This window comes from Flavobacterium arabinosi, from assembly GCF_048158725.1.
GTDB classification, from domain to species: Bacteria; Bacteroidota; Bacteroidia; order Flavobacteriales; family Flavobacteriaceae; genus Flavobacterium; species Flavobacterium arabinosi.
The window spans coordinates 1-22,957 of record NZ_JBLNKX010000006.1; the positions used below are offsets into that span (position 1 = coordinate 1).

Annotated in this window: 25 protein-coding genes; 15 read left to right on the forward strand and 10 right to left on the reverse strand. The window is 32.2% G+C overall.

The annotated features are described in order from the left end of the window. The coding region (locus ACM55K_RS12620; protein ID WP_416850617.1) for a hypothetical protein at window positions 1–214 on the forward strand (214 nt) is incomplete at its 5' end. Window positions 215–761: 547 nt separating this feature from the next. Here ACM55K_RS12620 and ACM55K_RS12625 read toward each other — a convergent pair. Continuing rightward, window positions 762–1,439, reverse strand: a complete 678-nt coding sequence (locus tag ACM55K_RS12625) for a DUF4294 domain-containing protein (RefSeq protein WP_416850618.1) — start codon at window positions 1,437–1,439, stop codon at window positions 762–764. 83 nt (window positions 1,440–1,522) lie between these two features. On the opposite strand from ACM55K_RS12625, the gene ACM55K_RS12630 reads away from it, so the two are divergent. Next, a complete protein-coding gene (locus ACM55K_RS12630; protein WP_416850619.1) occupies window positions 1,523–2,611 on the forward strand; it encodes a M42 family metallopeptidase in 1,089 nt (362 codons plus the stop codon). 74 nt (window positions 2,612–2,685) lie between these two features. On the opposite strand, the gene ACM55K_RS12635 is transcribed toward ACM55K_RS12630, so the two are convergent. Continuing rightward, a complete protein-coding gene (locus ACM55K_RS12635) occupies window positions 2,686–3,090 on the reverse strand; it encodes an ankyrin repeat domain-containing protein (protein WP_416850620.1) in 405 nt (134 codons plus the stop codon). Between the two features lie 326 nt (window positions 3,091–3,416). On the opposite strand from ACM55K_RS12635, the gene ACM55K_RS12640 reads away from it, so the two are divergent. Beyond that, window positions 3,417–3,878 carry a DUF1801 domain-containing protein gene (locus ACM55K_RS12640; protein ID WP_416850621.1) on the forward strand — a complete coding sequence of 154 codons (462 nt, stop codon included), beginning with the start codon at window positions 3,417–3,419 and terminating at the stop codon, window positions 3,876–3,878. A 24-nt stretch (window positions 3,879–3,902) separates the two neighbouring features. After that, entirely contained in the window at window positions 3,903–4,442 is a 540-nt protein-coding gene (locus ACM55K_RS12645; protein ID WP_416850622.1) for an SRPBCC family protein, read from the forward strand. A gap of 66 nt (window positions 4,443–4,508) precedes the next feature. On the opposite strand, the gene ACM55K_RS12650 is transcribed toward ACM55K_RS12645, so the two are convergent. Together ACM55K_RS12650 and ACM55K_RS12655 are read right to left on the reverse strand one after the other, a co-directional pair. Then, complete coding sequence (locus ACM55K_RS12650; RefSeq protein ID WP_416850623.1) at window positions 4,509–5,462, reverse strand: phosphoribosylaminoimidazolesuccinocarboxamide synthase; 954 nt, start codon at window positions 5,460–5,462, stop codon at window positions 4,509–4,511. A 153-nt stretch (window positions 5,463–5,615) separates the two neighbouring features. After that, the gene (locus tag ACM55K_RS12655; protein WP_416850624.1) at window positions 5,616–6,446 is read right to left on the reverse strand and encodes a Cof-type HAD-IIB family hydrolase; all 831 of its coding nucleotides are present in this window, start codon (window positions 6,444–6,446) and stop codon (window positions 5,616–5,618) included. A 194-nt stretch (window positions 6,447–6,640) separates the two neighbouring features. Here ACM55K_RS12655 and hmpA point away from each other — a divergent pair, with 194 nt between their 5' ends. Beyond that, window positions 6,641–7,843: an NO-inducible flavohemoprotein gene (gene hmpA / locus ACM55K_RS12660; RefSeq protein ID WP_416850625.1), complete on the forward strand. Its 1,203-nt coding sequence runs from the start codon at window positions 6,641–6,643 to the stop codon at window positions 7,841–7,843. A gap of 11 nt (window positions 7,844–7,854) precedes the next feature. Next, window positions 7,855–8,274, forward strand: coding sequence for an Rrf2 family transcriptional regulator (locus ACM55K_RS12665; RefSeq protein WP_416850627.1), 420 nt, complete (start codon window positions 7,855–7,857; stop codon window positions 8,272–8,274). 74 nt (window positions 8,275–8,348) lie between these two features. Here ACM55K_RS12665 and ACM55K_RS12670 read toward each other — a convergent pair whose 3' ends face one another. Continuing rightward, a complete protein-coding gene (locus ACM55K_RS12670; RefSeq protein ID WP_416850628.1) occupies window positions 8,349–9,299 on the reverse strand; it encodes a PhoH family protein in 951 nt (316 codons plus the stop codon). A gap of 183 nt (window positions 9,300–9,482) precedes the next feature. Here ACM55K_RS12670 and ACM55K_RS12675 point away from each other — a divergent pair, with 183 nt between their 5' ends. The 6 genes from ACM55K_RS12675 to dnaN all read left to right on the forward strand — a co-directional run bounded on the left by ACM55K_RS12675 (window position 9,483) and on the right by dnaN (window position 14,880). Further along, a complete protein-coding gene (locus ACM55K_RS12675) occupies window positions 9,483–10,310 on the forward strand; it encodes an SAM hydrolase/SAM-dependent halogenase family protein (protein WP_416850629.1) in 828 nt (275 codons plus the stop codon). A 61-nt stretch (window positions 10,311–10,371) separates the two neighbouring features. Continuing rightward, the gene (locus tag ACM55K_RS12680; RefSeq protein ID WP_416850630.1) at window positions 10,372–10,854 is read left to right on the forward strand and encodes a hypothetical protein; all 483 of its coding nucleotides are present in this window, start codon (window positions 10,372–10,374) and stop codon (window positions 10,852–10,854) included. A 29-nt stretch (window positions 10,855–10,883) separates the two neighbouring features. Beyond that, complete coding sequence (locus tag ACM55K_RS12685) at window positions 10,884–11,180, forward strand: putative quinol monooxygenase (protein ID WP_126459184.1); 297 nt, start codon at window positions 10,884–10,886, stop codon at window positions 11,178–11,180. A gap of 67 nt (window positions 11,181–11,247) precedes the next feature. Continuing rightward, window positions 11,248–11,973: a gliding motility-associated ABC transporter permease subunit GldF gene (gene gldF, locus ACM55K_RS12690; protein WP_416850631.1), complete on the forward strand. Its 726-nt coding sequence runs from the start codon at window positions 11,248–11,250 to the stop codon at window positions 11,971–11,973. Further along, entirely contained in the window at window positions 11,973–13,658 is a 1,686-nt protein-coding gene (gldG, locus tag ACM55K_RS12695) for a gliding motility-associated ABC transporter substrate-binding protein GldG (RefSeq protein WP_416850632.1), read from the forward strand. The genes gldF and gldG overlap by 1 nt, the downstream gene beginning before the upstream one ends. A 103-nt stretch (window positions 13,659–13,761) precedes the next feature. Next, window positions 13,762–14,880 carry a DNA polymerase III subunit beta gene (gene dnaN, locus ACM55K_RS12700; RefSeq protein WP_416850633.1) on the forward strand — a complete coding sequence of 373 codons (1,119 nt, stop codon included), beginning with the start codon at window positions 13,762–13,764 and terminating at the stop codon, window positions 14,878–14,880. Window positions 14,881–15,049: 169 nt separating this feature from the next. Here the strand turns inward: dnaN and ACM55K_RS12705 are convergent, their stop codons facing one another. The 3 genes from ACM55K_RS12705 to ACM55K_RS12715 form a co-directional block, all read right to left on the reverse strand. Beyond that, window positions 15,050–16,822 carry a MutS-related protein gene (locus ACM55K_RS12705; RefSeq protein WP_416850634.1) on the reverse strand — a complete coding sequence of 591 codons (1,773 nt, stop codon included), beginning with the start codon at window positions 16,820–16,822 and terminating at the stop codon, window positions 15,050–15,052. Between the two features lie 128 nt (window positions 16,823–16,950). Further along, complete coding sequence (locus ACM55K_RS12710; RefSeq protein WP_416850635.1) at window positions 16,951–17,784, reverse strand: universal stress protein; 834 nt, start codon at window positions 17,782–17,784, stop codon at window positions 16,951–16,953. Between the two features lie 149 nt (window positions 17,785–17,933). Continuing rightward, window positions 17,934–18,764 (reverse strand): universal stress protein, encoded by an 831-nt coding sequence (locus tag ACM55K_RS12715; protein ID WP_416850636.1) that lies wholly within the window; start codon window positions 18,762–18,764, stop codon window positions 17,934–17,936. Between the two features lie 179 nt (window positions 18,765–18,943). Here ACM55K_RS12715 and mnmE point away from each other — a divergent pair, with 179 nt between their 5' ends. From mnmE to ACM55K_RS12730, 3 genes are all read left to right on the forward strand, one after another. Continuing rightward, a complete protein-coding gene (gene mnmE, locus ACM55K_RS12720; protein WP_416850638.1) occupies window positions 18,944–20,332 on the forward strand; it encodes a tRNA uridine-5-carboxymethylaminomethyl(34) synthesis GTPase MnmE in 1,389 nt (462 codons plus the stop codon). A 230-nt stretch (window positions 20,333–20,562) separates the two neighbouring features. Next, entirely contained in the window at window positions 20,563–21,135 is a 573-nt protein-coding gene (locus tag ACM55K_RS12725) for a helix-turn-helix domain-containing protein (RefSeq protein WP_416850639.1), read from the forward strand. Then, complete coding sequence (locus ACM55K_RS12730; protein WP_416850641.1) at window positions 21,122–22,273, forward strand: tyrosine-type recombinase/integrase; 1,152 nt, start codon at window positions 21,122–21,124, stop codon at window positions 22,271–22,273. The genes ACM55K_RS12725 and ACM55K_RS12730 overlap by 14 nt, the downstream gene beginning before the upstream one ends. A gap of 14 nt (window positions 22,274–22,287) precedes the next feature. Here ACM55K_RS12730 and ACM55K_RS12735 read toward each other — a convergent pair whose 3' ends face one another. Then, the gene (locus ACM55K_RS12735; RefSeq protein ID WP_416850642.1) at window positions 22,288–22,626 is read right to left on the reverse strand and encodes a helix-turn-helix domain-containing protein; all 339 of its coding nucleotides are present in this window, start codon (window positions 22,624–22,626) and stop codon (window positions 22,288–22,290) included. A gap of 40 nt (window positions 22,627–22,666) precedes the next feature. Next, complete coding sequence (locus ACM55K_RS12740) at window positions 22,667–22,954, reverse strand: hypothetical protein (protein ID WP_416850644.1); 288 nt, start codon at window positions 22,952–22,954, stop codon at window positions 22,667–22,669. Between the last annotated feature and the right edge of the window lie 3 nt (window positions 22,955–22,957).

The window sequence follows — 22,957 nt, forward strand, 5'->3', positions numbered from 1 at the left end:
AACTGAATTTATTTCAGTCTCTCTCCGTTTGTTTGCACTTGTTAAAGTGTTTCTCAAAGCGGGTGCAAAAGTGCAACTTCTTTTCTTAACTGGCAAGAAATTTTTGAAGTTTTTTTTTGGAAATTTTTACTTCCATTTACTTCTCTTTTTCTTATCAGTCTATCAAGGAACTTTGCTTGTTTTGCGGGGTGCAAATGTAACATCCGTTTTCTAATCTCACAAGCTTTTCGCAATCTTTTTTAGAAAATAAATTCTCTACTTAGATTCATACTACTTGCCAGTTTGTTAAAGAACGTCTGCGTCATTGCGGGTGCAAAACTACACCCTTTATTCGCTTTAACAAGCTTTTTTGAACCTTTTTTTTGATGTTCTCTTAACCTAAACTTTAACTCGCTGGAAACATGTCTCTTGGAACCAAAGTTTTTTTCTCTTCTTTCACAAGCTTCGGGAATATCCAAAGGAAAAGGTACTTTATGGATAAATAACAATGAATGACATTATATATAGGTATATACTTTGCTCCTATATATTAAGGAAACAATATGCATATTTTTTATGTTCTTTCTATTTCGGCGAAAGGACAAACTCGATTCAAACGTTGCCCGCGTTAGGGATAGCAGCGAAAAGCCCACAGAAAATGGAATGAAATGGAATTTTTCGAGGACTTGTAGCGTATAGCCCGACCCATTATAACAAAAGAGGCAACTATCCATAAAGATAATTGCCTCTTTTTTCATAATGGGGAACGCCCCAAGTAACAATTACTGTTTTAAGTTAGCAGCTCTGGTTTCCCAAGTATCGGTGAGACTGTCATAATCAACAGGTGTTGCAGGTTTTTGATTTTGTAATCTTCCGGAATCGAATGCTCTTACTAATATGGTTTCTATTAAAAAATCTTCATTGACATCGTAAGGTGCGTACTTTGTTTTTAGATTAATGTCAAACATGCTGGCTGCAGTATTCGACCAAAAGGCTTTCCAACCGCTTTTGAGATCTCTGACTAGCTCATAGGTTGTGATTCCAGTTTGACGATGGATTAACTTAACGAGTATTTGACCTTGCTTGCGCGATAGTTTTTTTAATTTTGCTTCAAATTCATTACTAAGATACCCTTCTACAATCTTAAAGTATCTTTTCTTCTCTTTGTTTGTTTTAAGATTTGCCATGCCTCTATTCAGCACTGTTAGCCTTTCAGCAGCCAATTTTGCATACGGATAGGTCTTGTAAACTCGGTTTTGAAGAATCAAAAATTGCTTTCTTGCTTCGGGATCAAGTTTTTCTTTGTGAATTACTATTTCTTCTAATTGTATAGTGTCGTTAAGTATAGAATCATTTTCGGTAAATACATAACCCATCTTGGTTGTATCCTTTGTAGTTACTTGTGCATTGACATATATAGTTGTAAAAAGTAAAAAAAAGAAAAGCTGAATAATCTTCATGGATCGAAAAATTTAATTGCAAAATTATACATTATATACACAACTGTGATGCCAAATTTATAATTTAGCAAAAAAATAATTTCATGAGCACTAAATCAATATTAAAGAAGTCGTCACTTGAGTTTTTAGAAAAATATCTTAACAACGCATCACCTACAGGTTACGAAAGCGATGGGCAAAAATTATGGATGGATTATTTGAAACCTTATGTTGATACTTTTATAACAGACACGTACGGTTCTGCCGTGGGAATTATAAATCCAGATGCTCCTTATAAGGTAGTAATTGAAGGTCATGCTGACGAAATTTCATGGTATGTGAATTACATTACTGATGACGGATTAATCTACGTGATTAGAAATGGTGGTTCTGATCACCAAATTGCACCTTCAAAACGTGTCAATATTCATACTAAAAACGGAATTGTAAAAGGTGTTTTTGGCTGGCCAGCGATCCATACTCGAAACAGAAGTAAGGAAGAAGTAGCTAAAGTTGATAATCTATTTATTGACATTGGTTGCGAAACTAAAGATCAAGTAGATAAAATGGGCGTTCACGTAGGTTGTGTAATTACATATCCTGATGAATTCATGATTTTGAACGAAAACAAATTTGTTTGTCGCGCTATTGACAACCGTATGGGTGGTTTCATGATTGCCGAAGTGGCTCGTTTGTTGCACGAAAATAAAATAAAACTTCCTTTTGGATTATATATCACGAATTCTGTTCAGGAAGAAGTAGGTCTTCGCGGTGCAGAAATGATTACCAAAACCATCAAACCTAATGTAGCGATTGTTACCGATGTTTGCCACGACTCTACTACTCCAATGATAGAAAAGAAAATTGAGGGAGAAACAAAAATTGGTAAAGGTCCAGTGGTAACTTATGCTCCTGCTGTTCAGAATAATTTGAGAGAATTGATTTTGGAAACTGCTATGGCTAAAGAAATTCCGTTCCAGCGATTGGCTTCTTCTCGCGTAACTGGAACTGACACTGATGCTTTTGCTTATAGTAATGGCGGCGTTGCCTCAGCTTTGATATCATTACCGTTGCGTTATATGCATACAACCGTTGAAATGGTTCATCGTGATGATGTTGAAAATGTGATTAAATTGATATATGAAACATTGTTGAAGTTAGAAAACGAAGAAACATTTTCTTATTTTAAATAGTCTTAGTTTTATTTTGCAAATACAAAAAGCATCATTGTAAATTACGATGATGCTTTTTTAATTTAAATTAAATACTAAAGACTAGCAACAGGTTTTGATTCCGATAATTTCAATAACGCTACAGCTTCTTTTGCATTAGATATTTCGGCATATTTTAATGCATTAACACCAATCTCATTTTTTTCTTTTAGTTGTGCTCCATTTGCTAATAATAATTTGATGATTTCAACTTTATTATACCTTGCAGCTATCATCAATGGAGTTAACCCATTTGATTTTTCGTTTACATCAATACCGTATACGATTAATTTTTTTACAAAATCAATTTCTCCTTTATAGATTGCCACACACAAAGGAGTTACACCTTCATAAATGTAATGGTTGATTTCTTTTTGAGTAAAATAATTGTGATTTGATGCATGTGAAACAGTTGAGAAGGTAACTAAAGCAATTCCTAGGTAAACGATTGATTTTTTCATGATGATTGATTTTTTTGTTAATTGATTGATTTTTTGATGATTTAAATTTTGAACTAATGTTCTATGCAAATATACGTCTAAAGAAAGGTATCTTGTTTTACAAGGTACTTAATTTTAACAAAATATTAACTTTTATGAATTACTATTTAAATCATAACGTACTTATATACAAACGATTTAGTCAGCAAAATTTAACAGTATTTGCGTTTAAAAAAATCTACATATTAAATAATTAAACAAACAACCTCTTCATGCTTTAACAAAAAGTATAGAATTCAAATTATAATTATTCCTTTTTTAGTATTTTTACTTAAACAATTCTTAAAATGCAATCAAAAGCAATAAATGTTAAGGAGTATTTAAAAGAAATTCCCGACGAAAGAAAACAAGCATTTCTTAAACTTAGAGAAACTATAGTTGCTACTATTCCTAAAGGATTTGTTGAACAAATGTCTTATGGAACGATTGGTTACATTGTACCACATTCTATTTATCCTAATGGATATCATTGTGATTCTAAACTACCGTTGCCTTTTGTAAACATTGCCTCCCAAAAGAATTTTATTGCGGTTTATCATATGGGAATTTATGCCAATCCGGAATTATTGCAATGGTTTATCTCTGAATATCCAAAATACAGCAATCAAAAATTAGACATGGGAAAAAGTTGCATTCGATTTAAAAAGTTTGACCATATCCCTTTTGATTTAATTGCAGAACTCATGCAAAAAATGTCTGTCACTGACTGGATCAATTGTTACGAGTCACAAATTAAAAAATCAAAATAATTATTAACCTTAAATTATGGAGCTATGAACATTATAAAAAAAATTATTTTAGGACTATTAGCAATTGTTGCTCTAGCATTGATTGTTGCTTTATTCCTGCCGAAAAACTATGCTGTAGAACGAGAAATCGCTATCAACCAACCCAAGGATAGTGTTTACAATTATATTAAATATGTTAAAAATCAGGATGATTTTAGTGTTTGGAATAGAAAAGATCCAAAAATGATTAAAACCTTTTCAGGAACTGACGGCACGGTTGGATTTGTATATTCATGGAATAGCCAAGACAAAAATGTAGGTGTTGGAGAACAGGAAATCAAGAAAATCATTGAAGGAGAACGGATTGATTTTGAATTGCGTTTTAAAGTTCCTTTTGAATCAACCGATAATGCTTACATTATAACTGAAGCCATTTCGCCAAATCAAACTAAAGTGAAATGGGGATTTAATGGAAAAATGCCATATCCAATGAATCTAATGCTAGCTGTAATGAATATGGAAGAAATGCTTGGAAAAGATTTACAAGATGGATTGAATAATCTAAAAGTAGTTCTTGAAAAATAGTACTATTTCTTATAGAGAAAAACCGCAATTTAATTCAGAATTGCGGTTTTCTTTATAAAAAGTCTTTTATCTATTCGCTAAATAGGCCAAAACATTTTTCTCAATTCTTTCATCAATATTTGAAATATCAGCTTTAACGAATTTTTCGCCTAGAATATTCTCATACAATTCAATATATCTTTCAGAAACCGTTTCAATATATTCGTCTGTCATCTCAGGAATTTGCTGTCCTTCCAGTCCTTGAAAACCATTTTCAATTAACCAACGACGAACAAACTCTTTCGATAATTGTTTTTGTTCTTCATTTTTGTCTTGTCTTTCCTGATATCCTTCAGCATAAAAATAACGAGAAGAATCCGGTGTATGAATTTCATCAATCAAAACAATTACGCCATCTTTGGTTTTACCAAATTCATATTTGGTATCAACCAAAATCAATCCGCGACTGGCAGCAATTTCAGTTCCTCTTTGAAATAATGCTCTGGTATATTTTTCTAAAACCAAGTAATCTTCCTCAGAAACAATTTCTTTAGAAAGAATATCGGCTCTTGAAATATCAGCGTCATGTTCTCCGTTATCAGCTTTTGTAGTTGGTGTAATAATTGGTTCTGGAAACTTATCGTTTTCTTTTAAACCTTCCACCATTTTAACGCCACAAATTTCTCTTTTGCCAAGAGCATATTCACGCGCAGCATGACCTGAAACATAACCACGAATTACCATTTCAACTTTGAAAGGGTCACATAAATGCCCAACAGCTACATTAGGATCAGGAGTTGCGATTAACCAATTAGGTACTATATCTTGGGTCAATTCCATAAATTTAGTAGCAATTTGATTTAGAATCTGACCTTTATATGGAATTCCTTTTGGTAAAACTACATCAAAAGCCGAAAGCCTATCCGTGGCAACCATTACTAAAAGATCATCATTTATATTATAAACTTCTCTTACTTTACCTCTGTAAACAGATTTCTGATTTGGAAAATTAAAATTAGTAGTTGTGATGGTGTTACTCATTATTATTAGTGTTGTGTTGTTTTTTATGTAGCTGCAAATTTATGATTATTTTGGAAAGAAAAGCAAAGAATCCATTATTCTAAAAGTATAAATAAATAGTCTTTCAAAAATGAATCTTAAAAATTCAAAATGAAGTGAATTTACTGCTCACACCTACTCCACTTCTGAAGTATGTGTTTTTAATAATTTTTGGGATAGGTATTTAGCAACTCCTTCATTATCATTTGTTGAAATCACTTCTAAATGAGAAAGTTTATCTTTCAAACTTTCAGGAGCATTTCCCATGATTAATCCTTTACCGGTTGATTTAAGCATATTTTCATCATTGAATCCATCGCCAAAAGCTATTGCTTCATGGAAAAGCAGATTTTCTTTTTCTAAAATTTTTGCAATGGCAACACTTTTGTCTACTGATTTGTCCATAAATTCCAAACAAAGCGGAAGACTAAAAGCATGACTAAAAAGCGAGGAATGATTTTCTAAGATTTGGTCTCTCAGTTCCAATAATTTTGAATGGGTTTCATGAGTAAAAAAGACTTTTATAGCACTTAAATCTTCAACTGTACTGAAATCTACCAGTTCCGGATGATAATTCAATTCCGTTTGAAAACTATTTAGTTTTTCATTGTGTTTATTGGTTTGCCAAACATTTTCTCTAAACAAAACGGTTGTAATCTCAGGATCAATCTCTAAGGATAAAACAGACTTAACAGCATCACTTTCCATATTAACCGAGAAAAGAAGTTCTTTTGCCGGGGAATGAATCCTTGCTCCATTAGAAGTAACTAAATAAAGGGGAATCCCTAAACATTCCACAATAGGCATCGCGTCTAGATGATGGCGACCTGTTGCGACAATTATTAAATAATTTTGATTGTGGAGTTCTTGAAAAACGGTTTTGGTATATTCTGAAATTTTGTGGTCTGAATTTAATAAGGTTCCGTCTAAATCGCTTATTACGACTTTTATTTTTTCTTGTAGCATCTTTCGTTTTTCACTGTCATTTTTAATAAATCCAAATTTATTCAATTTTAGAGAGAAACACAAAAATTTATAAAAAGTTTAGGTTAATCTTTCTCGACGATATTTTGAAAAATAGATTTAAAATATTTGTTGTATTTAAAATACAACAATACAAAATGATTGCTATATTTGTAAAAAATTAAATTGTAATAATCATGAATGCAAATCAAAAAGAATTAATAAAAGCAACTGTGCCAATTTTAAGAACAAATGGAAATGATTTGATCGCGTACTTTTACCAGAGAATGTTGTCAAATAATCCCGAGTTGAAAAACATTTTTAATATGGCGAATCAAGCCAACGGAAAACAACAAAACGCTTTGAGTGGTGCAGTTCTTGCTTATGCTGAAAACATTGAAAATCCTGCTGTTTTGATCAATACGTTAAAATCAATTGGAAATAAACATGTAAGTTTAAATATCCAAGCGGAACAATATGACATCGTTGGAAACCATTTAATCGGATCGATAAAAGAAGTATTAGGCGATTTAGCAACTGTTGAATTAATTGAAGCCTGGACTTGTGCTTACAATGAATTGGCTCAAATAATGATTGGTATTGAAGCCGAAATGTATCAAAAAACAAATGATAAAAAAGGAGGCTGGAAAGGCTGGAGAACCTTTATAATATCTAAAATTGTAAAGGAAAGCGACGAAATTAATTCATTTTACCTTAAACCGGAAGACAACAAAGAAATTGCCGATTTCTATCCAGGTCAATACATATCAGTGAGCACGTTTATTCCTGAATTAGGGCATAAACAGCCTAGACAATACAGCCTGTCTTCTTATTCTAATAATGACTATTACAGAATTTCGGTTAAAAAAGAAATCAGTCAAAATACAACTCCTGATGGTATTGTTTCCAATGCATTGCATAACAAAAAGGAAGGTGATATCATTGAAGTTAGTGCGCCAGCAGGTGTGTTTTTTGCTGATCCAAAAGCAACAAATCCTTTAGTATTGGTTAGTGGCGGTGTTGGACTTACTCCTATGATGAGTATGGTAGAAACAAATAAAAATTCCCTTCAAAAAAATCAAACGGTTTGGATTCACAGTTGTCGCAATGAAAATGTCCATGCGTTTAAAGATACTATCGAGGAATTAAATAACGAAAATGCGTGGTTAACTTCTTTCGTTTTTTATGAAACTTTACCCGAATCAGAAACTAACGCGATCGAAGGAAGAATCGATTTGCATCAAATTAAAGAAGAAATTCTTATTGCAGATGCAAAATATTATATTTGCGGACCGGCAATTTTTATAAAAGTTCAATATCAATCTTTAGTTGCACTTGGCATAAATAGAGAAAATATACTTTACGAAGAATTTGGGCCTCAATTATTAAGCCTTAATTAGCACATTTTAATATGAAATTGAATCACTTTACTGATTTTAGTATGCGCGTTTTGATGTATCTGAATCAAAAAAAAGACACTCCACAAAGTTCTTTGGATGATTTAGCTAATACTTTTAAAATTTCGCGAAACCATCTCATTAAAGTGGTTCAATTCTTATCGGCAAATCAATTAATTCTCACCAAACGAGGAAAGAATGGCGGAATAATGATTTCTGAAAAAGCAAGAGAAATTCGATTAGGTGATTTAATTCATCTATTAGAACAAGACGACACACCTATCATTAATTGTGATTCAAAACCTTGCATCTTTCAACCACACAATTGTAAACTAAAATCGTTATTCAATACCGCCTATCTTGCTTTTATCGAAAGTTTAAATCAATATAAACTTTCGGATATAGAATTCAAAAATTGGAATGCCATGTTTTAATAATATCAAAAATAACAACTGAATTAATAGAAAAAATCCATAAAAAAAGGCTTTTTTAAAAAGCCTTTTTTGTTTTAATCGTTGTTCTCAATCATCTTATACGCATCAATTACTTTTTTGACCAATCTGTGTCTTACAATGTCTTTATCATCAAGATAAATAATCCCAATTCCATCAACATCCTTTAAAACCAACAAAGCTTCTTTAAGTCCGGAAATAGTTCTCCGTGGTAAATCGACTTGACCTGGATCACCGGTAATCATGAATTTAGCACTTTTTCCCATACGAGTCAGGAACATTTTCATTTGGGAATGCGTTGTATTTTGAGCCTCATCCAATATTACAAAAGCATTATCCAATGTCCTTCCGCGCATGAATGCCAGAGGTGCAATTTGGATAATTCCCTTTAGAATATAATCCTCCAATTTTTCGTTGGGTAACATATCACGTAACGCATCATACAAAGGCTGCATATAGGGATCCAGTTTTTCCTTCATATCACCAGGAAGAAAACCAAGGTTCTCCCCTGCTTCTACTGCTGGACGCGTAAGTATAATACGTTTGACTTCTTTTTCTTTAAGTGCTTTTATGGCCATCGCAACACCAGTATAGGTTTTTCCGGTTCCTGCAGGCCCAACAGCAAAAACCATATCATTTTTATTCATGGTATCCACCAGCAATTGTTGATTGGCAGTCATTGCCTTAATGATTTTCCCTCCTACACCATGCACTAATATTTTATCTTGTCCCTGGAATTTTCTCTCTTCCTGACCATCCCCAAGGATAACACGTTCAATTACATTATTATCAATATTATTGTATCGTGAAAAGTGCACCATTAACCGTTGAAATCGTTTTTCAAACTCGTCTAAAACCTCTTTTTCTCCAAAAGCTTTTAAGGTTGTTCCCCGAGCAACAATCTTCAATTTGGGATAATATTTTTTAATTGTTTCAAGATGAGTGTCTTGAGCGCCCCAAAAGTCTTTTGGAGCGATGTCTATGAGCTCGATTATTCTTTCGTTCAAATGAGGTAGTTTTAAATTAGAATTAATTTTTTTATAAATCAATTGGCTGTCGGGTATATTTCTAGTTTTTAAATAGAATTTGTTTTTTGTTTTTCGTTTTTTTGAGTTTACTATTATTAGCTTTGCACTTCTCAAATTTAATAAAATAAGGTTTACATAACACCAATAGTTATAAATAAATTTATGTCAATAATTACCCTTACTACTGATTACGGATTGAAAGACCATTTTGTAGGTGCGTTGAAAGGGAAGATTTTATCTGAGTATTCCGAGGCATCCATTATTGATATTTCACACGACATAGATCCATTCAACACGGTAGAAACAAGTTACATTATTGGCGCATCCTATGCAAGTTTTCCAAAAGGTACTGTTCACCTTATTGGAGTCGATATGGAATTCAATAAAGACAATCAACATATCGTCATGCAATGGAATGATCATTATTTTATTGCTGCCGATAATGGAATTTTGAGTATGCTTTCGCAAAAGATTGTCCCGCAAAAAATGGTGGCAATAAATATTCATGACCGTTTGCATAATGAAGCTACTGATCTTGATGTTTTTGTAAAAGTAGCCTGTCATATTGCCAAAGGTGGTTTAATGAACGTTATTGGTAAAGAAATAAACAGCATTAAGCAAGTCACTGATTTACAATCTCTAATGGCTATTGATGGCAATTCTTTGAAAGGACATGTTATTTATATTGACCATTTTGGAAATGTGGTGACCAACATTACTAAAAAATATTTTATTGAAGTTGCTAAAGGACGACCTTATGAAATTGTCATGAAAACCAAAAATATCAAAACCATTTTACCAAATTATTCTGCGATTGCGAGTTCTGATAAATATCCGATTAAATATTATGAAGGGGAAAAATTAGCCATTTTCAATGAAGCCGGTTTTCTCGAAATTGCCATTTTCAGAAGCAATCCTTCTAAAGTAGGTTCTGCGAATAGTTTACTTGGGTTGAATTATAGGGATATTATAAATATAAAATTTATTTAAAGCTTAATGATTTTAGATTGCAGATTAACGATTTATGATTTCAGATGTAAAGCAACTTAATATGAAAACAATTATAAAAATAAGTTTTAAAAATTTAAAACAGAATTATTTAGAAGTGCAGAAATTTCTTGAAGACGAATCTGGTGAGAAAAATATTTCTATTAAATCAAAAATAGCAAGTAATTTAAGTCTTTTTGGGGATGACAACTATTATATGTTAGAAGAATTTGTCACAAAATATAATATTAATTTTTCTAATTTTAATTATGACGAACATTTTGCAAGTGAAGGCGAGCTTTTTGGTTCTGGTTCAGTATTATTAAGAATGTTGTTAATTCCTTTTTACATTTTTAAACTTATTCTATCCTTAATATTCAAACCATTCTCAAAAAAACATTCAAAAATAATAAATGATTTTAATTTCTTTATAGAAAATAATCAGTCTAAAAAGACAGATTTAACAATGGGAGATTTAATCACAAGTAAAATTCATGGTAAATTTCAATTGAGAGAAAACGTTCAATTTGTTTTATCAAAAATCTAAAATCCTCAATTTAAAATCATAAATCCCAAATGTTTGTACGAATAGTAAAATTGAGTTTTCATGAGGAAAATATTCCCGCTTTTTTAGAAAACTTTGAGTTAATGAAAGATAAAATACGAAATGCTCCGGGAAATCGTTTCTTAGAATTGTATCAGGATAAAAACAACAAAAGCATTTTTTTTACCTACAGTTATTGGGAAACCGAAGCCGATTTAGAAAATTATAGAAATTCTGAACTTTTTTATGATGTTTGGACATTCACCAAGAAATTATTCAACGACAAACCAGAAGCTTGGAGTGTGGATAAATTAGTTACTTTGGTTTAAAGTTTTTTTAGTTTAAAGTTGAGCAACTTTGAACCTTAAGCCTTAAACTTTTTAAACAAAAAAATAAATGAAATCAATAGTATTACGAGAAATAAAATCCTTTTTTGGTTCACCCATTGGCTATTTGGTTATTGCCATTTTTCTAATTATCAACGGATTGTTTCTTTGGGTTTTCGAAGGGGATTATAATATTTTGAATACCGGTTTTGCTGATTTAACTCCTTTTTTTACATTAGCACCCTGGATTTTAATTTTCCTTATTCCTGCGGTAACGATGCGTAGTTTTTCGGATGAGAAAAAGCAAGGAACATTAGAATTATTGCTGACGAAACCTTTGAGTATCTGGGAAATTGTAAACGGAAAATTTCTTGGAGCTTTGCTTTTAATTGTAATGGCAATTATCCCAACATTTATTTACGTAAAAGTAATTTCCAGTTTAGGAATGCCGGAAGGAAATATCGATATGGGAAGCACGATTGGCTCTTATTTTGGATTATTATTCCTGATTGCAGGCTATACTTCCATAGGAATCTTTACTTCTACCCTTTCCGACAATCAAATTGTAGCGTTTATTGTTGCAGTTTTTTTATGCTTTTTTCTGTACTTTGGATTTGAAGGTTTAGCTACAGTTACACCAACAATTTCAAACTTTATTTCGGCTTTAGGAATGCAAGATCATTACAAAAGTATGAGCCGAGGTGTAATAGACACTAGAGATATTATCTATTTTGTAAGCATTACAGTCGCATTTCTTTCGTTTACTGTTTATAATCTAAAATCTCTGAAATCGTAATGCTATTTATTAAAAACAAAAACCTAAAAAACGTATTGTTTATCATTCCTATTTTACTAATTGTAAATGGTATTGGAAATTCATTTTTCCATCGTTTTGATTTAACCAAAGATAAAAGATATACACTTTCAGCCACTTCGTTGAATATTATTAAACAAGTAAAAAATCCGTTGTCTATAAAAGTATATATGCAAGGCGATTTACCTGCTGAATTCAAACGATTACAGCAAGAAACCAGACAATTACTCGAAGAATTTCAAGCCTACAACAAGAATATCATTTTCGAATTTGTGGATCCATTGGAAAACAAAGACGAAAGTATGGACAACATAAAAGAGTTGTATCGCAAAGGATTGACTCCAATAAACATAACAGTTGACGATAAAGGAAAACAATCCCAAGCAATGGTTTTTCCTTGGGCAATTGCTGTTTACAACAATAAAGAAGTCAATATTCCTTTGTTGAAAAACAGAATGGGGGCTTCCACAACTCAAAAAGTAATTGGTTCTGTGCAACATCTGGAATATTCAATTGCAGATGCCTTGAATAAAATTACCAAAGAAAAGCAAAAGACAATCGCGGTACTAAAAGGGAACGGCGAGCTTCAGGATGTATTAATGGCTAAGTTTCTGATGCAAGTAAGAGAAAGTTATCATATTGGTCCATTTACATTAGATTCGGTTGCAAAAAATCCTATAGGGACTTTACAAGCTTTAGAAAAATATGATTTGGCTGTTATCGCTAAACCAACAGAAACTTTTTCGGATGCGGAAAAACAAGTTTTAGACCAATACATTATGAACGGCGGTAAAACGTTATGGCTTGTAGATCAAGTTGCTGTTGAAATGGACAGTTTGTACAATTCCGCTGGTGCCACTCTAGCATATCCTAGAGATTTGAATTTGAATGATATGTTCTTCAAATACGGCATTCGAATCAACCCAGATTTAGTAAAAGACGAACGTGGAAGCCCCATAAAACTAGCTACCGGAGAACAAGGAAGTGCCACTCAATTTCAAGAGTTTAACTGGAAATTTGCACCTCAAGTTTATCCTAACAGTACGCATCCGATTGTAAAAAATTTAGGCGGAATCAAATTTGATTTTGCCAATCCTATCGACACGTTGAAAAACGGAATTAAGAAAACGATACTTTTGCAATCTTCCCAATATTCGAGAAAAATAGGCACGCCGACAGAAATAAATTTGAATAGTGTAACCGAGGAAACTTCGCCTACTGATTACCTGAATAAAGGAAATGTTCCACTTTCGGTTTTATTGGAAGGTTCGTTTCATTCGATGTTTGAAAATCGAGTTTTACCATTTGACCAAAAAACATTTGAAACCAAAGGAAAAGACAATAAAATGATTGTAATTTCTGATGGAGATTTGATTAAAAATCAACTGGATAAAAACTTGCAACCGGTAGAATTAGGTTACGATCAAAGATCTGGAAATTTGTATGATAATAAAGATTTTCTAATAAATTGTGTCAATTATCTATTGGATGACAATGGACTTATTAACATTCGAAGCAAGGATCTTGATTTGCCATTATTGGATAAAGAAAAAGTTTATGAAAACTATACCGCCACGCAATTCATAACTATCGGGCTTCCAATTCTAATTTTGTTGCTTTTTGGTGTGGTGTTTACATTCCTTCGAAAAAGAAAATACAGCAAGTAGATGTTAATAAAAAAGTTTCCAAACTAGAATTGTTTACGATATATTTGTAAAATCTATCGTATTTTAAATATAGAGAAATACGTTAAAAAATAAAATAAAACAGATGAAATTTATAGTATCGAGTTCGTACTTATTGAAACAATTACAAGTTTTAGGTAACGTTATCAACAGTAGTAATACTTTGCCTATTTTAGATAACTTTCTATTTGATTTAGACCACAATGTATTAACTGTTTCCGCATCCGATTTAGAGACCACAATGTCTGCTACTTTAGGAATTGATTCGGAAAGCAAAGGAAGCGTTGCTGTTCCTGCAAAATTACTTTTGGAAATCCTTAAAACATTCCCGGAACAACCCTTAACTTTTACAGTTGAAGAAAATAGTACGATAGAAATCAGTTCTAATTCTGGAAAATATGCTTTGGCTTATGCTCCTGGTGATGAATTTCCTAAATCGGTTAACTTAGACGATCCATCTGTAACGCTTGTTCCTGCTGATGTTTTGGCAACAGCGATAAGCAAAACAATATTTGCTGCCGGAAACGATGATTTACGTCCGGTAATGTCTGGAGTATTTTTTCAGTTTTCTCCACAAGGATTGACTTTTGTTGCCACTGATGCACACAAATTAGTAAAATATGCGCGTACCGATGTAACGGCTTCACAAGTGGCTGATTTTATCATGCCAAAGAAACCTTTGAACATCTTAAAAAATATTCTTGGTACTTCGGATGCTGAAGTTAAAATTGAATACAACGATTCGAATGCTACTTTTTCTTTCGATAATTATGTTTTAATGTGTCGTTTAATTGATGGAAAATATCCAAACTACGAAGCGGTAATTCCAAAAGAAAATCCAAATAAGTTAATGATTGACCGTTCTCTATTTTTGAGTTCTGTTCGTCGTGTTGCCATTTTTTCGAATAAAACTACACACCAGATTCGTTTGAAAATCGCTGGTGCAGAGTTGAATGTTTCTGCCGAAGATATTGATTACTCAAACAAAGCTGAAGAAAGATTGACTTGCGATTATCAAGGTGATGATATGCAAATAGGTTATAATTCTCGTTTCTTAACTGAAATGTTGACTAACCTACAATCAGATATGATTATGCTTGAAATGTCATTGCCAAACAGAGCAGGAATCCTTACTCCTGTTGATGGATTAGAAGAAGGTGAAACTGTAACCATGCTTGTGATGCCGGTAATGCTAAACAGTTAACATTATATTTTGATTTTGTTGTATTTAGATTTTCAAAATTCAAATATAATACTTACCATTGTATAAAAAATACGCTATTAACCAAACCATTTTTATATTTAAAAAACCGCAATTTCTAAAGAAATTGCGGTTTTTTGTTTTATAATGATTTCTAATGCTCCTATTTATTCTATATAACACCCATTTTTTTCATTAAGAACGTAGCACTTCTATTTTTACAAATACCGTCTCGTAGTTTGTAATCAAAATGCAGATCATCATTGATAATCTCCACTTCAAAACATTTGTTGGTGAGAACATTTGGATACTCATTTGTAGTCAGACAAACTTCAATATCATGCGTGGCAATTGCTCCAATAGCTTTTTTACCAATTACTTTTTTGACTACCTCTATGGTTCCGTTTCGTTTATCATCTGAATTGGTACCTCGTAATATTTCATCGAGTAAAACAAATGCTGGTCTGTTTTCCAGTTCGTCCATAATTTGCTTTAAGCGTTTAATCTCCGCAAAGAAATACGATTCACTGTCAGATAACGAATCCGATAATCGCATGGAAACTAAAACGGGTAATGGATGAACATTAGCCTGAGTGGCACAAACCGGCGAACCCATTCCTGACAAAACCATATTAATTCCTAAACTTCTTAGAAACGTACTTTTACCCGACATATTAGAACCGGTCAAAATCATGAAGGATTCGGGATGAAAACTCACGGCATTCCCTACCCTAGTTTTTTCATTTAATAACGGATGGCTTAAATTGGAGAAATCAATTTCAAAATTGGTGTTCAATGTTGGATATACAAACTCTGGATTGTTATAGGAAAGATTTGCTAAACTGTTCAACATTTCAAATTCGCCAATTACTTCTAGCCAATCTTCCAGTACTTCGGCATGATCTTTTTTCCATTGAATCAATCCTTTTAAAACATGAAAATTAAATAAAAAAGTTCCATTGAATAATAATCCCGTCACAAAATTTCCAATGGTATCCATATTAGAAAATAATGAAGCCAATTGCTTCAAATGAACGCTGGCATTTTCTTTTTTAAAGGTTAGTTTTTGTTGCAAATAGATTAGTTTCTCGGATTGAAAAGATTCATTCTCGATTTTTTGCAACAACAAACTATACTGATTGATGATTTTATCAATGTTGGATGCATTCGCTATTTCGATTTGAATTCGTTTTAAAAAATTGCCTAAAAAACCCAAATTAAAAACAAATAGAATTGACAATAGCGATAAAAATGATGAATTTGATGTAATTAAATAACCCACAAAAGCCCCAAGAAAGAGAACTGGTACAATAAAAGAAACCAATATACTTATTTTTGACAACGGAGTACTTTCAAATTTATTCCATCGCAATAAACCTTCATAACTAGATTTATTATCGTTGCTTACTTTGGCTAAAGCCAAAAATTCCTGACGCCAATCTAATTTTTCTGATAATTCTTTTGTGGCTTTATTATTTCTAATAATCTCATTATTTGGCAAAAGCGTTAAAAATTGTTTTGCCAATGTTTTTTTACCAATAAATGTGGCCGTTCTATTCAGATTTTGGAACAAAGAATGGTCCCCAAAAATGTCCAAATCATAGGCATAAGGATGATGAAAATCGTTGAATTCCTGTCCATTTTCAAATGGAATATTTTTTCTTTCCAAAAAGGATATTTCATTTTCATTAATATCCAATAACGCCTGTTTGATTTGTTTTTGAAAAACTAAGTTGGAATGAAAACGCATCAAAACTATAAATAATCCAAAAAGGAAAACTGCAAAAACTACAAAAATAACTTCGCTCGTTTTAATATAATAATACATTGATACCAAAAAAAATACAATAGTAAAAAGCCTAAAGATGCTGATACTATTGTATTTTTTATTGATTGTATTTAATTCTGCCGAAAAGCTTAACTTTTTTGCTTTGTATACTTCCATAATTCAAATTGATGAACTACAAATATAGTGCTTCCTGAAACAAATAATCTGCGGAAACATTAGAATACTCAACTATAAATATTCGACAAATATACTATTTTTATACAACGATTAAATTTAAGACTTCTTTAATCAATATGGATTGCCAAAATTGGTATATCAAAATTAGTTGCTACTTTTTTAGTAAAACTTGGTTTAAATAACCCTTCAAAAAAACCTCTTTTGTAGGTAAGCATTGTTAACACATCTATGTCTTTATATAAAACAAAATCTAAAATAGTTTCCTTTATTTCATCACTAGTAACTACAAAAAATTCAATTCGTTTTTCCATAAACTCTGTTTCCCATTCTTCTATTGTATCTTTTGAAACATCTGAATCACTAGTTCTTACATAAAGACATTTCACTTTAGCGTTTGTCTTTTCTGCGATATCCAATATGGTTTTAAGTGCTTTTTTATCCTTATTTCTAAAACGGGTGGTAAATCCAATAGTTTCAATTTTTTTGAATTTAGCCTCCAATGGAACACACAACATAGGAACATCAATCCCTATTATGGCAGAACCGGCATTACTTCCCACAAAAAAAGCTTCCCATCCGGTAACCCCGGAAGTACCCATCACAACAAAATCTATTTTATCTTCTTTAATTGCTCTTTTAATATTAAAAAGCAAATCACCATCCATAAGCCTATGACTCATCTTAATTTTATCGAGATTCCGTTCTTCAGCTATAGCGCGAAGTTTTGGAATCTCCTCTTTAAACATATCAAATTGGGATAACTCCAATGAATCATAGATGACTGCATAATTTTCAGGAAAAAACTGATTATCAAATACAGGTAATTCAAACGTGTGCAGTAAAATGAGTTCACCCTGAACTATTTTTGCAAATTCTAAAGCATGCACAAAGGCATTATTGGCCACTTCAGAAAAATCTGTTGGGAATAGAATTCTTTTCATTATCTATAAGTATTAAAATGATTTATTTATCAAAGCTAATTATAATAATTATCCGGTATTTATATTAAAAAACAAGACTATACTTACAATAAAACTGCTAATATAAACGTAAATAAAAACTTTATATTCTAATGGAATCTAAATTAATTTCATTCATGAATAGCAAGAATAGGTACATTGACATGAAAAGCTAATTTTTTGGAAAGACTAATTTTAAATAGTTTTTCAAAGAAATTTTTATGATAGACATGCATTGCAATCATATTGATTTTATGCAATTCAATAAAATTCAAAATAATTCCTTCCACATCATTACCAATTATAGAATGTAACAAAATGTTCTGGTTTTCAATAATTTGACTCCAGTCTTCCATGGCGTCATTTTTGTTTCCATGATTGGAAGTTTGTACGCGCAAACAATCAATGTGTGCCTGAAAAAATTTGGACAATATGATTATCCTTTTCAAGGATTCAATATCTTCGGTTCTAAATTGAGTGACAAAAAGTATTTTTTTTATGGGTTGATATTGGCAATGTTCCGGTATGGCCAAGACAGTAGTTTTTACATCATTCATAACTTTGGTTGCAACCGTACCCAAAAAAGTTTCTTTTAATCCAGTGGCGCCTTTAGTTCCCATAACCACAAAATCAATAGTATCTTCCTTAGTCATTTTTTGGATTTCATGAATTAAATTTCCCAAAATCAAAACATGGCTTATTTTTACATGCTCCAAATTATTTTTTTCGGCAATGCTTCTTAAAACGGGAACTTCATCTTTGTAATTTTCAAAATTACTCAATTCAGCAACATCATAAACTTCATGCAAATATTTCGAAATATTAATATAATTGGCTTGTGGCAACTGATAAACATGCAACGTAATAATTTCCGCATTTATGGAATCTGCTAATTTTAATGCATAAATGAATGCGTTTTTAGAAACATCCGAAAAATCGGTTGGAAATAGAATTTTCTTCATGATACCTATTAATTAATTGTTAGCCAATTATCTACATAAAATTACAACAAAAAAATAAATTAATTAGGGTAATTATTGTATAGTCTTATTTTTAACTAGAAATAAAGTTAATGGTTTTATAATGGAATCTTGTTGCTTTACATGTTTTACTTACTTTTGCATAAAATTGAAATAAAAATATGATACCTCACGATTCTATAGTGGCACTGGCAACTCCTTCGGGAGCCGGAGCGATAGCCGTAATTCGAATTTCTGGCGAAGATGCCATAGTTATTGGTAATTCTGTTTTTCGATCCATTAAAAACAAAAGTTTATTACAGCAAAAAACCCATACGTTACATTTAGGCCATATCATTGATGATACCAAAACATTGGATGAAGTCTTAGTCTCCATTTTTAAAGGTCCAAACTCCTATACAGGCGAAAACACTATCGAAATTTCCTGTCACGGCTCTACTTATATCCAACAGCAAATTATTCAGTTACTGCTTCGAAAAGGTTGCCGTATGGCAAATGCGGGAGAATTTACATTACGAGCATTCCTAAATGGAAAACTGGATTTATCTCAAGCAGAAGCTGTTGCCGATTTGATTTCAAGTGATAATGAAGCATCCCATCAAATTGCGATGCAGCAAATGCGTGGTGGATTCTCTAATGAAATTGCCAAACTACGTGAAGAACTGTTGAATTTTGCTTCACTAATTGAACTTGAACTCGACTTTGCCGAAGAAGATGTTGAATTTGCCGACAGAACCCAATTTCACGAATTATTGAATAGAATTGAATTTGTCCTCAAACGTTTAATCGATTCGTTTGCAGTAGGAAATGTCATTAAAAACGGAATTCCAGTGGCAATTGTAGGTGAACCCAATGTGGGGAAATCAACCCTTTTGAACGCTTTATTGAATGAAGAACGTGCCATCGTTTCGGAAATTGCCGGAACAACGCGTGATACTATTGAAGATGAATTAGTGATTGGTGGCATCGGATTTCGATTCATCGATACAGCTGGAATTCGGGAAACCGAAGATGTAGTGGAAAGCATTGGAATCCGGAAAACATTCGAAAAAATTGAACAAGCGCAAGTTGTCGTTTTTCTTTTTGACAGTTCCGAGTTTAAAGTATCCGGTTTAAAGTTGAAAGTGGAATTGGAGAAAATTAAAAATCAATTTCCATTGAAACCACTTGTTATTATTGGAAACAAAGCCGATAAATTAGAAGAAAATGAAATTCAAAATCTAAAATCTGAAATTCCCGAAATCTTACTTATTTCTGCAAAAGAAAAACTTGGCGTTGAGGATTTAAAAAATCAATTGCTCTCGTTTGTGAATACCGGTGCATTACGAAATAATGAAACAATCGTAACTAATACAAGACATTACGATTCATTACTAAAAGCTTTAGACGAGATACAGAAAGTAAAATACGGGCTTGAAACGAATCTTTCCAGCGACTTGATGGCGTTAGATATTAAAGAAGCATTGTATCAATTTGGAATGATTACTGGACAGGTTACTAATGATGAATTGTTAGGAAATATATTTGCGAATTTCTGCATCGGAAAGTAGCAGAACAAAACATCACAAAACAACAACAAACAAACGAGCTAAAGTATTGATAAACAATATTTTAACTCGTTTTTATTTATACTTTCTTTTGGATGTTATGCGTTATTTTGATTAAATTTGTACCTCATTTGTACCTCAAAATTTGAGGTACAAAAAATATTTTTTTTTGGCCAATTTATGGCACGTAGAGACACACATAGTCACAGTGGGACACCTAAAGTCACATTTCTATGAGTACAAACATTAAGATTACGCGCATCTGTGAATTCTGTAAAAATGAATTTACTGCACGCACAACAAAAACACGCTATTGCTCATTGGGCTGTAATAGCAAAGGTTACAAATCGCTCGCAAGGCAGTCGAAGATCACCCAAAGCGATAAGCAGACTGAGATTGCCAAGAATCCTGTCCTAGAAGTAGTAAAAGTAAAAGATTTCCTAAGCGTAAGCCAGGCAAGCCTTTTATTTGGCATAAGCCGAAGAACAATTTACAGAATCATTTCAAGAGGAGAACTTGATGTTGCAAAATTCGGTACAAGAACAGTTATAAGGCGATGTGATATGGATACTTTTTTTTCCCTTCCACTGGATCAATCTATGCTCCGCCCAATTCAAGAATTTCCAGGATTGGAGAATTGCTATTCTATAACACAGATACAGCAAAAGTTCGGAATATCTCCTGGAGCATTGTATATGCTAATTCAGAGACAAGGCATATCAAAGTATGCAGTAGGCAAGTTTAATTATGTTGCGAAGAATGATATCGATTTAATATTTAATATGAAAGGCCATGGAAAAGAGTAATGTGACGTTGAGGCAAAAAGATATTTCAAAGGAAAGGATATCTCTTTATTTGGATTTTTATCCTCCTATTTTGGATACTGCAAGTAATAAGTATACCAGGCGTGAATTTTTAAAAATATATCTTTTCAAAAAGCCAAAAAATCAAATTCAAAAAATTTCAAATGTAGAAAACCGCCATATAGCAGAGCTGATTCAGACAAGACGACAAAATGAAATTAGTAAAAAAAGGATATACACTCAATTTGAAAAAGAGCAATTACAAATACAAGCCATTGGTCGTGAATCTTTTATGAAATATTTTAAGAAGTTAGGGCAAAAAAAAATCGGCAATAATCTCAGTATTTGGAATTGTGCAATTAAGCATTTTGAGGCATTCCTTGAAGGACACGATCTTTGTTTTAAGGATATTACTATTCCATTAATGGAAGATTATAAAGAGTACCTGTCAACAGCTAAAAAATTAAGAGGTAATGGAAAAACATTGTCTAGAAACACAGGCTTGTCCTATCAAAATAAGCTTAGAACTACTTTGAAAAAAGCGTATAAAGAAGGTAAATTAAGAACCGATATTAATGTTGGTATAGATTCTATTAAAGAACAAGAATCGCAGCGTAACTTCCTTACCCTTGAAGAGGCAAAAAAACTATTTGAAACTCCTTGCTCTAATAAAATAGTATATCAGATTTCTATGTTTTCAATTTTAACCGGACTGCGATATTCTGATATTGCAAAACTTTTGTGGTCGGAAATAGAATACATTGAAAATGATGGTTATTATATCAGGTTTAAACAAAAGAAAACGGAAGGTATGGAAACAATGCCAATACCTGACGAGGCTTTTGAGCTCCTTGAACCAAAAGTAAATGAAAATGATAAAGTTTTTGCAGGTCTAAAGAAATGGGATGTAGATCGGATACTTCCGGTTTGGATTGCAGGATCAGGTATTACTAAGCACATTACGTTTCATTGTTTCAGACATACTTATGCAACCTTACAGATATCCTCGGGAACGGATATTTTTACCATATCAAAAATGCTGGGGCATAAAAGCGTAAAGACAACGCAGATATATACTAAAATTATAGATTCGAAAAAGAGAGAAACAACTAGTAGAATAAGTTTAAAACAAAGACTATAGTAGTCTTACCCTTGCTACTTATATTTAGTGGAGCTGAATTTCAGTTCCACTTCTTGTTGTATTTCTGTGATAGTTTTAATACGTCCCGATTTGATCCAATCCAGTAATTCTGTCCTGTAAAAATAAAGCCGCTTGCCTTGCTTGTTGACTGGTATTTCATTTTTACAAACTTTGGTATAAATAGTGGCCACTGATAATTTTAAAAGTTCAGCGGCGCCTTCAATTGTCATCAGCTCTTCATTTTTATCTGCATCACTGATTTTTCTTGCTTTGAGAAGCTTTTCAATCTTGTCGAGCTTAACAAACAATTTCCCAATAATATTCGGCAAGTCATCAAAAGTAAACTGTTTCATAATGCTACTATTTAGAAAGAATAGGAAGATCAGTTATAATTTACTGATCGACGAAATAAATGGTGCTCCCCTGGTTTCGCTTACGAGTCGACTCATACTTAATATAACCATACTCGTTTAAATCTCCCATACATTTATAATATGTTTTAGGTGAAGAAATTTTGGCAATATCCATAATTTCATATCGGTACGCTTGTATTGGATTAATAAAACCCTTATCCACTCTAAACTGCAATAGCGCTACATAAATACCAATATGCGTAATGCTAATTCGGTAATCATTCTCAATTGCTTTAAAGAAATCGGATAAGGGTTTTAACGTTTCCATCAC